Raw genomic sequence first — 15370 nt, forward strand, 5'->3', positions numbered from 1 at the left:
CATTGAAGAAAAACGCCTTGACGAAAACACACGTCAAGGCGTTTATTTTTGCTCTCCGTTAACCTACCGGCAGGGAGATTACAAATTATACAGATTATAGATCAGCACCGCGGCCTCTGCACGGGTCGTTACCCCAAGCGGATGGAGGCGTGTACCATCACCTTTAATGATTCCCGCTGCAATCAGCCCCGCAACGCTATCTTGGGCGTATGGCGCCACTTGACCACCATCGCTGAAGTTTTGCAGTGAGGTCCCGCTTCCTGCTGGCAGCTTCTTTCCTGCCGCAGCGATCGCCTTGGCGGCCAGGGTCATCATCTCCTGACGCGTCACTGGAGCATCAGGAGCAAAGCTTCCATCCGGGCGGCCGGAGGCAATGTTCAGCTGCTTGGCGATAGCCAGCGCTTCATATCGGTAGTCGCCGGCCTTCACATCACTGAAGCTGTCACTTGCGGCAGCAGTGTCCAGACCAAGTGCTCTGACCAGCAGGAGTACAAAGTCTCCGCGTTTCACCTCACTCTGCGGACCAAACGTTTGGTCCGTAATACCAGTAATAATTCCTTTGGACCCCAGCACTTCAATCGCCTGACGGGCCCATGGGTAACGCTCGATATCCCTGAAGGTCTTCTCCGTAAACGTAATGACATACGTACCGGAGAACATTCCGGTAAAGACTACTGCCCCTGCATCACTGTGATATCGACCACTTGGTACAGCGGTCAGCGTTCCTGCTGCATTCAGGGTGTGGATCGTGAGATGTTTCTCTTTACCACGTTCTCCTGCCAGCAGTGTATATGGCAGGGAGACTGTAATCCGCAAATCCGGTGCGTTCAACGACACTTCATTTCCATTAATCGTTGCACTAATTTTGTAGGCTGGCCGTGCATTTTGTCCTGCCAATGATCCTTCTGCCTTAGCGATGCTAATGATCCAAGGCGATTGACCCTGATCAGCCCCCGCCTTCAGCACACTGACCGGAATCAACAGCGTACCTAATCCGGTACGGACTTCAATTGAAGTCTTCGCATCCGCGAACAACACTCCTGCCGGCAGTTCAAGCTCATAAGCTTTAGCATCCGCCAGAGATGGAATTTCAATGACAACATTCTTTGCATTGCCAGATAATGCAGCTTCCGCCTGCTTCAAGGCTTCTGCGCTGACCGTTGCCCTTGCACTACCACTACCACTGTCTTTGTTTAAGACTGGTGACGCGGTGATGATTTTGCCATCAACTTTGCTTCCACCCGCTGCCGGTGTTGGACTTGGTGCCGGAGCATTCCCTGAGTTCGAATCCGGGCTATAGGTTGATCCCGGCGTTGGGCTTGGTGTTACAATAGGTGTTGGGCTCGGAGTAGGTTCAGGACTTGGCGATGTACCCGGCCCACCATCCTCACCCAGGATATACTCAAAGCTGGATACGTCGCTGGCCTTCCAGCCCTCTTTGAGCGCGATAGCCTTAATCGTCTTACTTTTGCCTACAAAGATTGGTCCGCTGTAAAGTTGACTGCTGGCTGTTGGCACGGAACCATCTTGTGTATAGCGAATTTCCGCTCCGGCTGTTGCTGTCGTCAGCTTCACCTTCACCTCGCCTGTATAGATGCCTCCAGCAGGGTCGGCTTGCGGTGCGGACACCTTCTTCACTTCAGAATCTTCGGTGATGAGGTAGGAGAACGGTGCAACATAACTGCTGTTCATACCTTCCTTCACCGCTATGGAACGAATAACGGTCATATCCGAAATCTCAATCGGTCCGGTATACAGCTTGCTGTCTGCTGTAGGCAGAGAACCATCTGTAGTGTAGTAGATTTCTGCTCCTTCTGTTGCCGTGCTTAAGGTTACGATTTGCAACCCTTTGTACGTTCCCCACTTCAGAGAGGAGACTGGCAGTGTAGCCTTGCCTTCCTTCACTACGCTATCCTCCGCCGGCTCCAGTGTGAACCAATCCAGGTTAGCCCCGTTATTGTTTAACGTGATCCGCAAAGTCTGTTCTCCCTGTGCAAGCCGGACAACACCGCCAGCCTCACTGTACGAGTTCCAGTTGCCAGTCGCAGGCAGGGCTGCATCCAGCAGCTTATTGCCGTTCGCGGACAAGGTCGCACTTACGCCGCCTTCTGTGGTGGCATAACGATAAATGATTTTGTACAATCCGGCTTCAGCAACGCTCACCTTATAGTCAAAGGAACCGCCAGATGAAGTAAAACCAATATTTTTAAAGTCCAAAGTGCCGTCCTTCAAATTGCTCTGAATTCCATTGGTTGCTGCATTGTAATAGTTTTCAGCTTCAACTCTGATAAATCTGTTGCTGTCCATGACATCCGGTACATATCGTTCTACCGCGATGCCGCTGAGCTCATATCCGCCCGAACCGGCTTGCAGACGCAGCTTCTGCTCGCCGCTCTTTAGCGGAAGAACTGCACGAATGCCTACCGTCTGCGAATAGAGATTCGGTACATCTACTGTCTTCAAAATTTGACCCGCTTCTGTTTTGAAAATAATTCCCTGAGACGCTGCACCTGTGGATGTCGCTGTCAGCGTTACCGCATAGTCGCCGTCCTCCGGTACATTCACCCAATAGTCCACACTATCCCCGGCATGAATGCCAGTTAGCTTGGCCCCGCTGCCTCCACCACTCGCTGTCATCCCTTGCAGGCGGTAGAATTGATCCAGCGATTTCAGCTCCAAGAGATTGACTGGTGCAACCGCAGAGGTCGTTCCCGCCAGTGTGACTTCCGCCGTCAGCATGCCGCCGCCTTCAGAATCCGCGTAAGCGCTGACTGGCACGTTCACCTTCAGCTTCAAGTCGCTGTAATACGGCTGTCCATCCCAAGCCAGCGTCAGCTTCACTTGAACCGAATTGATCAGAGCGGCCGAGGCAATGGAGACATGACCCTGATCTTTGGCCGTTCCAGACACGGTAATGTCTTGAAGGTGGTCAGGGACGAACGTTCCCCCGGTCAGAGAGATTATAATTTCCTGTCCCTTCACGTTATAAGGCAGACTTGATGGCGTAAGCGTAATGCTCTCCTCATCATTCACTGCCTTCACGGTAACAGCCACTTTCAGAAGCTTCACATTGCCGTAAGCTTTCTGTGATTCCGTCTGATATACATCAGCTGTAACGGTCAGTACACGGTCTTTGTCAAAATCAACGCTTCGCGTGCCTTCCAGTACAACTTTGGCAGTGTGATCGTCTACCCGATACACGCTATTCACAACAGTGCCAGGGTAATCTGCAATATTCCAATACGCTGCATCAAGCGCTGGTGCATATTTTTCGTTGAGCAGAGTAACCAGCACCTCAGCCCCGTCTTCCTGGCCTTCAGTTAGGATCGTATCTGATTGCAGCGCAGGGCCGATCACCAGTGATTTAAGCTGGAACCCATCCCCTGTTACTTTTAGTGTCAAAATCTGTTCCCCTGCTGGTAGAGTCACGGCCCCTTGGAAGGACTGCCAGTTGCTCCATCCGCCCGTACCCGGCAAACCGTAGGTCGCTGCGGTCACCGTACTGTCTCCCTCACCTGCAAGCAGTTCGAATCCCGCACCGTTATTGGCGGTAGTGTAGGATAGCTGCAATGGGTAACTACCAGCCTCGGGTACATTAACCTTATATTTTATCCAATCGCCATTATCGGTGTAACCGATTGCTCCGTCTTTCAACAGAACTCCGGAGGATTCAATAAAATCCGCAGCAGGAAGGATACCCGGCAGGTTCTTTGCTTCGGCAGAGGCTTTTACAAGAGTCAGAGATTTAATATTGTAGCCCTTGCCAGTAGTCTTCAGCGTAAGCTTATGAGTTCCTTTATCCAGTGTTAGAATTGTGCGGTTTGCGGCAAAATCTTCTTCACCCGCAGTCTGCTTAGTCATGTGAATGACTCCAACCGCCTTCTGATCTTCAAGAATCTCCACTTGCTGGCCAGCTCCGGCAGTAACGGTAAAGCTGTGTTCAAAATTCAGGACATAGCTTCCGCTTTCCTGTACATTCACTACATAGTCGAAGGAAGAAGTACCTTCGGAAAGCCCGGAAATATATCCATTAGCATGCTTGGTGTATTGGCCTTCAGCAGCATCAAAATCAACAGCATTCCAAGTGCCTGGCACCTTCTTAATTCCATTGACACGTTCCCATGTATACGTTCCAACCGATTTAGCCGGCAATACTGCAGTAATCTGTGTACCGTCGGCCAGCAGCTTGAAGTGCTGTGGTTCATTCGTCTGGTTGATCACTACAGTTACGATTTCTTTGCCATCCGGGCTTGCAAACGCCACGTTAGTTATAGTGCTGCTTGAGCCGTAGTCGCTATCAATCCGCACATAACCTGGCTTGACGAACTTGGTATATTGGCCCATCAGATAATATTCCGGCAGCAGCCAGTAATTGTTGCGGTCCGATGAATCTTGCACAATCGGCGTAGGATCGGGAATTCCCGTCCATTGGTGGGAGGCGATATCACTGTCCAGCATCGCTACCCAGGAGTTGTAGCTGCGGGCCCAATTGCGGAAATACTGAGCCATTCGATCAGCGCCTACCGTTCCCCATACCGCACGTTCGGTCAGGTAAACATGTTTCTCAGGGTACAGATTATGAAGCTGGGTCATCAGCCCAAGATCGCCTCCGTAATCATGGAAAGCTGTGCCGTCCACGGCATCATAGGCGCCTTCTTCCTTATTCCCGAGAATCTGTGCCGGATACGCCATCGTATCACCAGGGTTGTGATCAAAGGTCCACAGCTTCACATCCGTGAATCCAGCTGCATCCAGTTCGGCACGTAGCAGCTTGGCGAGCCGGGACTGCTGTTCCCACGACATTCTGGTACTAGGGTACTCAATTTCCAGCAGAGGTTCATTCTGCATGGTCATTCCCTCAAAGGTAATGCCGAGCTTCGCATATTCCTGGAGGAATCTCACATAATATTTGGCCAGCACTGGCAAATATTCTTCCTTCACTTGCCCCTTGATCATGCTGTCCGTTGTTTTCATCCAACCCGGCGGGCTCCATGGTGAAGCAAAAAACTTAATATCCGGGTTAATGCTCTGAATTTTTTTCACGGTGCTAATGATATGGTAGTCAATGTCCTTCTGGATCGAAAAATGCTCCAGGTTAACATCTGTTTGTCCTGGCGGCATATCGTTATAGCTGTAAAATTCTTTATCTGTAAAATCGGCCGTCCCGATCGTCAGGCGCAGCATACTCATGCCGATTCCGTCCTTCGGATCGATCATCTGGCGCAGCAGCTCATCCTGCTTGGCCGGAGACATCTTGGCCAGATTGTTGACGGTCGATTCCTCCATCGAGGTTCCAATACCCAGAATCGACTGATATTTCTTGTCCGGATCAATGTGAATGGATGTGCCTTCCGCATTGTTCGGCAGGGCAATATTCAGCGGTTTCTGCTGCTCCAGCTTGGCATCACCCTCTTGATAGCGGTCGGCATAATACCATTTCCGGTCAGATGGATCACGTTCTCTAGAGACCCAGGAGCTGACCGCATCCTGCTTAATAACATTCTCCTGTACCTCTTCTCCGCCGCCGCCCGGGTTCGGTTCTTCGGTAGTAACATCGCCTGTCCGGGTGTACTGAACCCAGTTCAGGTTGATGTTGCCGCTGGTAAATTCAAGACGGATTTTTTGCAGGCCTGCTTTGTGGAAGACCACATTATCTACCGCTTTGGTCTCCCAGTTCTGCCAGCCGCCTGTCGATGTTACGCTTAAGGTGCCCAGCGTCTTCCCTTCTGCGGATTTGACCCTGATGCCTGTAGGGTTGCCATTGACTGCATATCGGAAATCCACCCGATAGGTGCCTGCTTCAGCCACATTGACATTATAGTCCAGCCACTCGCCTGCTGCGGTGTAGCCAACATTGAGCCCTCCTCCTACATCCTGTGTCTCCTGGGTTTGCAGACCTGCGCTCTTGGCGCTGAAATCTTCAGCCTCAATTTTCCCTGGAATGAGATGTGCCGGTTCCTGGACTACCGGTCCTTCCGGCAGAACGGGTGTCGCTTCATTTTTGGTCAAGCCATAACCGGTCTTGAACAAAACATTCTCACTCTCGTTATTCACCGGATATTGGTCCAGTGTGAATGGCCAGCGGATCGGGTTCTTGCCCTTAAATTCCTTGCCGCCGAACAGCACATCGGCAACCCCTGCTCCCTCTGTACCTGGCAGCCAAGCCGCGACGAGTGCGTCCCAATCCTTCAACTGCGGAGCGATTGTCAATGGACGCCCCGAGACAAGCACCACAATAATCGGAATATCAGGATCAGCGGCCCGAATGTTGGCCACCGTTGCCAAATCCTGTTCATCCAGGTTCAGATTCGTACGGTCCCCGGCGCTCTCAGCATATGGCGTTTCGCCAATTACAGCGATGGCCACATCATGGCCGGCCGCACCGCGTCCATTTTTGTTATACGTAACGTTTGCGGACGGGGGGACAACATCCTTGATGCCTTGCAGAATGGTGGTCCCTTCCGTGATCTTTCCGGATTTCCCCTGCCAGGTGATCGACCAGCCACCAGCCTGATTACCAAGATCATCCGCATTCTTCCCGGCGACAAAAATCTTCTTCATCCCGCCTAACTGGGACAGAATCGGCTTGCCGTTCACCTTGTCATTCTTCAATAGCACCAGCGATTCCGCTACCGACTGACGCGCCAGTGTCCGGTTCTCCGCGGAGCCGAAGGCACTCGCCAGATCAGAATCACTCTTCGGATGCTCGAACAGTCCGGACGCGATTTTCACCCGAATAATCCGCTCAGCAGCGTCAGTAATGCGCTCCTCCTTGATTCTGCCTTCGCCCACAAGATCCTTGATATGCTTCAGACTGACTTTCCAGTCTGCTGTCAGCATGAACATATCAACTCCGGCGTTGATAGAAGCGGTAAGCTGATTTTTCAATCCGCTGACCGGATTCCCCTCACTATCCCGCGTAATTTGCTGCACAGCGTTATAGTCAGAAACAACAAATCCTGCAAAGCCCAGGCCTCCGTTCTTCTTGTCGCCCTTCAGGACATCTGTTAGCAGATGCTGGTTGGCATGCATCTTCAGACCGTTGATACTGTGATAGGATGCCATTACAGTCTGCACACCCGCATTCACTGCAGCCTCGTATACTTTCAGATCCTTCTTGATAATTTCTTCTTCGGTGTAGTGAGTAGTATCACCCTGGTTTACTCCATTGTCCGTGTAACCCTCACCTAAATAATGCTTGGCAGTACCCGTTATAGTGCCTGAACCGGCCAATTCCGCAGGCGTTCGTCCCTGCAATCCCAGAATATAAGCCGCCCCAAGCTTGGCAGTAATCTCTTGATTGTCGCTGAATCCTTCGTAAGTGCGCCCCCATCTAACGTTGTAAGGAGAGGCCATTGTTGGTGCAAAGGTCCAGTTCGCTCCGGCCGCCGCCACTTCCTTGGCAGCAGCTGCCCCGATCTTCTCTGTCAGTTCAAGATCATTTGCTGCCCCGAGCCCGATGTTGTGGGGGAACAACGTAGCCCCTACGAGATTGTTATGTCCATGCACGGCATCGACGCCGTACAGCAGGGGAATACCCAGCCGCGTCGACAACGCACCATCCTGATATCCATCGATCAGCGCTTTCCAGTGATCTGGTGTGCTGTCGCTTTCTTTTCCATTCGGAAAGGAGCCGCCGCCACTGAGGACAGAGCCCAGTCTATACTCCATCACTTCCTCAGGTGTAACCGAGGCTCTCTCCGCTTGAATCATCTGCCCGATCTTCTCGTCCAGTGTCATGCGGGACAGCAGGTCGGCCGTACGTTCATCCACGCTTTTCCTCGCATCATAGTATACCGGAAGTCCTGTCTCATCACTTGCGGCATGTGCCACGCCTGCCCCTAGCACATCCAAAACCACTGAAGACAGCAAAAGCATCACCAAAAAAATGGACAATCTTCTTTTCACGCCTGAATCCTCCCCCAATGTTGTTGTTTGGTACGGAAATTAGTGCGCACTTCCTCCTGGAAGCGTATACAAAAATAAGCTCAGGCTTATTATGCTGGAGACGATTGGTAAAAGACAGGCCTCATTTTTTAAATCATCTGCACCGTTTTTGTGAAATTAACAATTATTCAAGATTTGCGGGATATCGAACATTTCTCCGTCGCCCGCGACGTATTCCGCACTTACTTTGATAATGAAGCTTTTCCGGCATGAATGACTACCACCCGCAAATTTGTGAATTCATCCTGTCTGTGCATGATCGATGGGTTTGCTTATAAACCTCAGAGTTAGGTCAGCATTTTTGGGAACCGGACGTAAGCGGACATCACCGCATCTTATTTGATTACCAGCACTGTTCTTATAGGCAAAAATAAAGAGCGCCTGACGGAATCCGCCCGGCGCTCTCTTCGTTAGCTATTTTACACTTGTGGTGCTGTTCCCACATGATTGTTATCTAGAAATTCAAGAGATTTCAGTGCAATCTCTTGTTGAATCACTGCGAGGAAGGATTGCAGATCTGTTGTCACTGTATCCGCTTGCCCCCGCTTGCGGAGTGAGATGGATTGTTCGGCTTGCTCGCTCTCTCCCAGTACGATCATGTACGGGACCTTCGCCATTTGCGCTTCACGGATTTTGTAGCCCAGCTTCTCGCTGCGGTAGTCAACTTCAGTGCGGATGCCTGCTTCCTCCAAATCTTTTCTTACCTGTGAAGCATAATCATTATACCTGTCAGAGACCGGCAGGATCTGAACCTGTACAGGTGATATCCATACCGGGAAAGCCCCGGAGAAATGCTCTATTAATATCCCGATAAAACGATCGATGGAGCCGTAGACTGCCCGGTGGATGACCACCGGCCGATGCTTTCCGTTATCCTCGCCAATGTAACTGAGGTCGAACTTCTCTGGCATCTGGAAGTCCAGCTGAATTGTTCCACACTGCCAGCTGCGCTTCAGCGCGTCGAGAATGTGGAAATCGATCTTCGGTCCGTAGAATGCCCCGTCCCCCGGATTGATCCGATACTGAATGCCGCGCTTCTCCAGCACATTTTGAAGGGATTGCTCCGCCGCGTCCCACAGCGCCTCGGAGCCCATGTAATCCTCTGGGCGAGTAGACAACTCTATGCTGTACTCAAAACCAAAGACCTGATAAATATGATCAATGAGTTCAATGACGCCGGCGATCTCCTCTTCAATCTGGGAAGGAAGCACGAACAGATGAGCATCATCCTGACAGAAGGAGCGTACCCGCATCATGCCATTCAGCGCGCCTGAGAATTCATGGCGGTGAACCTGGCCGAATTCGGCCAGACGCATCGGCAGCTCCCGGTAGGAATGTCGGCTGTTCTTGAACATCAACATGTGACCCGGACAGTTCATTGGCTTCAATGCGAACTTCGTATCGTCTACATCTGTGAAGTACATATTGTCCTTATAGTGATCCCAGTGGCCTGATTGCTCCCACATTCGGACGTTCATCATAAACGGTGTACGTACTTCATCATAGCCGCCCTGTCTTTGCAGCTGACGGGAGAAGTCCTCCAGTTCTGTACGAATGATCATCCCTTTAGGCAGGAAGAAGGGCATTCCGGGCGCTTCTTCCGAGAACATGAACAATTCCAATTCTTTGCCCAGCTTGCGGTGATCGCGTTTCTTGGCTTCCTCCAGCAGGTTCAGATGCTCATCCAACTGATTCTGCTTCGGAAATGAAGTACCGTATATGCGCTGCAGCATGATGTTATTGGAATCTCCCCGCCAGTATGCACCGGCTACATTCAGCAGCTTGAACGCCTTGATCTTGCCAGTCGACGGCAGATGCGGCCCCCGGCAGAGATCGAGGAATTCTCCCTGATCATAAATGCTGATGACCGAATCCTCGGGTAAGTCACGAATCAATTCCAGCTTGTAGGGATCTTCGAGTTCCCGGAAGATGGCCAGCGCCTCTTCCCTGCTAACTACACGGCGAGTAATCGGGAGATTTTCTTGTATAATCTTCTTCATTTCTTTCTCAATGACTTTCAGATCATCTGTAGACAAGGATTTCTCCATGTCGATATCATAATAGAATCCGTCTTCGATAACAGGACCAATGCCCAATTTGACGGCCTTTTGCCCATATATTCTTTTCAGTGCCTGAGCCAAGAGATGAGCTGTGCTATGCCGGTATATCTTCAGTCCTTCCTCATTCTCCAGCGTCACAATTTCGATCTCGCTATCAGCCTCTACCGCTGTGCGGAGATCCACCAATGCACCATCCACTTTGCCACCAACTGCCGATTTCCGCAAAGCGGAGCTGATGGAACCTGCAATCTGCTCTACAGTCACTCCTTGTTCGTATGCCCGGACAGACCCGTCCGGAAGTACCACTTTAACCATTGTTATACCTCCATCCACGAATTATTGAACGCAAAAAAACACTCATCCCAAGGGACGAGTGCGTTCAGCTCGTGGTTCCACCCTAATTTGACCCGCAACTTGCCAGGTCCTCATCAGCATCTTGTAACGGAGATGGTCCGGTGATGTATACTTCCGCAGGCACGGAGCCTTCAGGTTCCACATCACAGCTACAAAGGGGTAACTCCATCGTCAATCAGAAGAAGCTTGCAGCGGTTGCTTCTCTCTCTGTGCAGCTTGATTAATGGAATCATGTCTCTGGTCATAGCCGGGATTGTATGGCTTGGCGTTGATTATAGCTGTGCTTAAAAATAAAGTCAAGGCGTTATTTTACAGGATCTCCTCACGCTAAGGAACTGTCCCAGAACTAGATATTCATTGATGAGAAGCCCAACTGCTTAAAAACAATGCGAAAAATAGATAATGGCGGAGCCGAGGAGGCTTCCTGAACCCCATGTTTTATTTGACGATTAACGGCCCTTCTTTGGGAGCTAGGATTGGGAAGACATGGGCAAGATTAACGTAAGCCCAATGACTACCCGCCTTCAGTGTGCTTGTGAATCCGGTAAAGTAGAAGTAGATGTCAGCTGTATCTAAACAACTGGTAATAATACCATTAATTATAAAATTAGGTATTTACCAAATGATAACAGAAACACACTCCCGTTAATTTCTAAGATTATCCTTAATCTTCCTATAACAAGGTAAATAACTGGATAACTCCCTTCTATTTTGAGCAAAACGCTTGAAAGGTAAGGATTAACGGGGGATTTTCCTGCTAAACTAGAGACAAGCTCCAAGATTAGGACATGATAAGGTCTGCAGCGGGCTCTGAAAATTCCATCATGCTTCGCTATAGGCTCTGACCATTCTACCAGCAGCGCTACGGGAAGGAACGAAGTATAATTAACGGCATTTTTGTACCTTAAATCGTCCACAGCTGAGGGTTAGAATAGATTAAGTGCAATATTGTAGCTTCAATTTTCCAGAATACCCCGTTCAGCATGCTTTTCCGAAAAATAAGATACAATAACGCCCTTATTTCCCTCATTTGCCTATATTAAAGAAAAATAAGGTACAAAAATGCTCTTAGTTGGGGAGGTGGCCCTCTTTTTCACTGTTCAGACGACAGATGGAAATAATTGTTAATATACCACTTTCTATCGACAGACTATGATCCGGTGAAGGGGGTTACGCTTTGGCCGTACGTCGAATGACGGAGCCGGAGTGTGTGTTTGGACAACTAAAGAAGAACCGGGGTTTCCGGCGATTCCTGCTTCGCGGCATTGAGAAAGCGACGCCCCCGGTCGGATGGCTTCCCCTTGCCCATAACGTGTTGAAGCAAGCCTCAGTGGACCAAAAAAGCAGAGCAGCGCTTCTCCTGTTATTAGAGAATCGCTGCTCTGCTCGCTTTTTTTGTCGTATAGAACGAAAGAAGCGGTGTCCGATCGTTAGAAAAACTACTTCAGGGACAGCCCCTTCTGCTATAAATCTTCGTCATCCAGTGAAGCTTCCTTACGGGAAGCGTAAGCCTTAAACAGGTAAGTCAACAGCGCGCCGGCGACCAGATTTCCGGCCACCAGCTCTGGCTGTTCCCCGATTCCCCTGAGGAAGGGAAGCCATAATAATACAGCTAATGCAAGCTGGAATCGGAAGATAAACATGATCGAATTCTGCGCTTTGCTGCCCTGTGGCAGGGGATACACAATTAGCCAGAAGGACTCGCTATGCAGCCGCCGTAGTGCGGACAACTGAATACCGAGAATGAACAGGAAGAAGAGATAAATCCCGCTGCCCAAATAGCTGTCGTGATTCCACCAGTTCAGGAACAAGGCAAGCACGGCAATCCGCAACACAATCGCGAAGATGTCACCACGGGCAAAGCTCTTGGTCAGCAGAAAACGGTAGGCCGTATTCTGCCGCCAAGGCAAGCGGCTCCCCCATTTGGAGAGATAACGGCGGGCATTCACCCGCTGCTCGCGCCCAGGCACGTCCACGAACCAGCCGAGCATCATCAGCGCCCGAGCGCCCTGATTCTTCTCGGTGGCAATGAGCCGCTCCCACGCCACACGGTGGCGACCCGGAACGGCAAGCGCTGCAAGGTAAGCTGCTGCCAGCAACGCAATGAAAATCAACGCCCGGCCAGGCGGCTGCCAAAGCCAGGCTGCGATCACAAGACCGCCAACCGCCCAGCGCAGGAGAGTGAACGACCTGGAAGCAGAGCGCGACAGCATGCCAAGCTCGCGCCAGCAGCCGAAGCTCGACAGCAGCTTTACGCCGGCCAATAAGAGCACTGTAGCCCCAAGCAGCTTGGGAGCGTCTTCCGTGCGTATGTACAGCGGCCATAGCGTAATCAGCACAAAGGCCAGCCGCAGGAGCTTCCACACATTACCGCTAACCCACGCTGGAGCAAAATATTCCCGCATCCGGTGACCCTGCGGCAACAGGAAGACGGTATCCGGACTTTGCAGATAGGTCCGGAAGCTGCTGTGCACCGCCGCAGGCAGCAGCAGCACCAGCATAATCCAGCGAATAGGAACGCCCTCCGGAATGTTCCGGAGCAGAGATGTATACCAAGCGGAGAAAGCGATCACGATGAAGAGGAATACCATCGCCACACCACTCTGGATAATATATCCGGCATAAGGCAGCATTTTCCCCATGGACTGGCCGCGCCGCTGCCGCCGCAGCTCCTTCAGATCCATATCACTGACCTCCTTGAACCAGCTCGTAGAACAACTGCTCCAAAGACTGTCCTGGAGACCCAGCCGCAGCTGTCATTTCGTCCAATGTGCCGCTGGAGATCACTTTACCCTGGTGCAGGACAATAAAACGATCGCAATAGTTCTCAATCGTGGACAGAATATGAGAGCTGAGCAGGATCGACGCGCCAGATTTCTTCAGATCCATCATGAAGTCCAGCAAGGAACGAATTCCTAGCGGGTCCAGACCCAGAAACGGCTCGTCAATCACATACAAGGCAGGACGCGCCACGAAAGCGCACATAATCATGACCTTCTGCTTCATGCCCTTGGACAGATGAGAGGACAGAGTGTCCATCTTGTCCTCCATACGAAAAAGCTTCGCGAGTTGGATGCTGCGAGATTCATAGTCGCTGCGGTCCACACCATAAGCCCGCGCTGTAAATTCAACATGCTCCCGCACTGTCATCTCTTCGTACAATAGCGGAGATTCCGGTACAAAGGACAACGCCCCGTGATACCCCTCGGGATCAGAAAGCCGTGTCTTATCGTTGACCCGAATTTCTCCCTTGTGCGGAGACATCAGCCCAAGAATATGTTTCATCGTCGTGCTCTTGCCTGCCCCGTTCAGACCGATCAGACCAACCATCTCACCAGGCTGCACTTGTAGCGCAATGTCATGCAGCACTGGCTTGTTCAGACTGTAGCCACCAGTTAAACCCGTAATTTGTAATACGGGAGTTATACTCATTGGCCATCCCCCCTCGGAGTTTTGTTCTTGAGCCACTTCGGTGCTCCCTTGTTCTTCCGATCCTGCTCACGGACCTTGTTGCTCGCCCGTTTATTGGGGACAGGTGCTGCTCCGCTGCGGTGATCCCGCCGTGGTTCCCCACCGGAAGACGCACCAGCTTTCTCTTGTGCCGGACGCTGGGTCGGCTGAGCAGAATTGACCGCTTCGGCAGCAGCAGAACCGGCACTAGACGTTCGCACTGTAGGCTTTCCGCTGCGGGATGCCGTTCCCCCACCTGAGGAACTGCCGCGCGGCGCCACTCCACCGCTAAAAGATCCACCACTGCGGACCGGACCACGGGCTTCATCCGACGTAAGCACCTTCCCGGCGAACAGCTCACGCTCCTCCAATGCAATGTCCAGCTCCCGCGCGAACTTGCGCATAATAAAAGTCTGCTGTTCTGTCACAATGGTGACCGATAAACCATGGCGCCCCATGCGACCGGTCCGGCCAGCCCGGTGTACATAATGCTCAGAGTCAAAGGCAGGATCAAAGCTAACCACTAGCGACAAATCCTCAATATCTAATCCCCGCGCAGCAACGTCACTGGCGACCAGCACCTTGAATTTACCATCACGGAACTTGGATAATACATGGCTTCGTGTAACTTTATCCGCGTCTCCGTAAATTGCTGCCGCCGTCAATCCCAAATGGTTCAGCTTAGCTTCAACTTCGGCAATATCATCGGTGGCATTCACGAACACAATGGCCTTCTTGGGATTGTAATGACGAATCACCCGGCGCAGCATGTCAATCTTGTTCCGTTCCTCAGTTACCACGTAATGATGCTCCAAAGTTTGGGAGGTCATCACTCCCGGCGCAATGCCAACCTCTGCCGGGTTCTTCATCTCCCGGGCCGCCAGTGCTTTCGTCTCTGGTCCAATTGTGGCCGACAGCATGACGAGTTGTCTTGTCCGCAGCGCACTGCTGACAATCTTCGCTACCTCTCCGGCCCCACTCAGTTGGAACATTTGGTCTGCCTCGTCAATGACGATTGTGGTGACCTCATGCATCTTCAGCTTACGCAGTCCAATTAGTTCCCGAATTCGGCCAGGTGTACCCACTACAAGTTGTGGATGCTCACGCAGCTTGTCTATCTGCCGCTTGATTGCCGCACCGCCGATCAGACCCTGCACACGGATTCCCCGGTGCGCACCATAACGCTCAGCTTCACGCAGAATCTGCATAGCCAGCTCCTGTGTAGGCGCTAGCACAAGCTTCTGCACCACTTTCTGTTCCGGGTTGATGCCCTGAAGCAGCGGCAGCAGATAAGCCAGTGTCTTACCTGTGCCAGTCTGGGAAGCCGCAATCACGTCTCTTCCTTCCAACAGCAGCGGAATGGTCTGCTCCTGTACAGGGGAAGGCTCGTTGATGCCGAATTCCGACAATCGGGCTGCTAGGTCATCCTGGATGCCGATGGCTGCAAATGAAGCTTTAGTCATAATAGTAATTCATCCTTTTCGCTTGAGATAATATCTTTATTATATGCCAAAAAGGCCTCTCCACCAAATGGAAGGCCCCATCGTCCTGTTGCCGCT

At 51.4% G+C, this 15370-nt stretch carries 6 protein-coding genes and 1 pseudogene; 2 read left to right on the top strand and 5 right to left on the bottom strand.

Features of this window, described 5'->3' with window-relative positions:
• Nucleotides 1–78: 78 nt before the first annotated feature.
• Both ACFVRY_RS19690 and thrS read right to left on the bottom strand, forming a co-directional pair.
• Entirely contained in the window at nt 79–7908 is a 7830-nt protein-coding gene (locus tag ACFVRY_RS19690) for a glycoside hydrolase family 3 N-terminal domain-containing protein (protein ID WP_387501990.1), read from the bottom strand.
• A gap of 458 nt (nt 7909–8366) precedes the next feature.
• Complete coding sequence (gene thrS / locus ACFVRY_RS19695) at nt 8367–10322, bottom strand: threonine--tRNA ligase (RefSeq protein ID WP_387501991.1); 1956 nt, start codon at nt 10320–10322, stop codon at nt 8367–8369.
• 140 nt (nt 10323–10462) lie between these two features.
• Between thrS and ACFVRY_RS19700 the strand changes: the two genes are divergently transcribed.
• Together ACFVRY_RS19700 and ACFVRY_RS29395 are read left to right on the top strand one after the other, a co-directional pair.
• Nucleotides 10463–10585 (top strand): hypothetical protein, encoded by a 123-nt coding sequence (locus tag ACFVRY_RS19700; protein ID WP_387501992.1) that lies wholly within the window; start codon nt 10463–10465, stop codon nt 10583–10585.
• A 938-nt stretch (nt 10586–11523) separates the two neighbouring features.
• Nucleotides 11524–11706, top strand: a pseudogene (locus ACFVRY_RS29395) (transposase); the annotation flags it as partial.
• Nucleotides 11707–11824: 118 nt separating this feature from the next.
• On the opposite strand, the gene ACFVRY_RS19710 reads toward ACFVRY_RS29395, so the two are convergent.
• From ACFVRY_RS19710 to ACFVRY_RS19720, 3 genes are read right to left on the bottom strand one after another with little or no spacing between them, the layout of a single operon-like run.
• Entirely contained in the window at nt 11825–13045 is a 1221-nt protein-coding gene (locus tag ACFVRY_RS19710; RefSeq protein WP_387501994.1) for an ABC transporter permease, read from the bottom strand.
• A gap of 1 nt (nt 13046) precedes the next feature.
• Entirely contained in the window at nt 13047–13793 is a 747-nt protein-coding gene (locus ACFVRY_RS19715) for an ABC transporter ATP-binding protein (protein ID WP_379467993.1), read from the bottom strand.
• Entirely contained in the window at nt 13790–15274 is a 1485-nt protein-coding gene (locus ACFVRY_RS19720) for a DEAD/DEAH box helicase (RefSeq protein WP_387501995.1), read from the bottom strand. Before ACFVRY_RS19720 ends, ACFVRY_RS19715 begins: the two co-directional genes overlap by 4 nt.
• Nucleotides 15275–15370 lie beyond the last annotated feature (96 nt).

Origin of the sequence: Paenibacillus sp. NPDC057934 (genome assembly GCF_042887565.1) — a bacterium.
In the GTDB taxonomy this organism is placed as follows: Bacteria; Bacillota; Bacilli; order Paenibacillales; family Paenibacillaceae; genus Paenibacillus_AQ.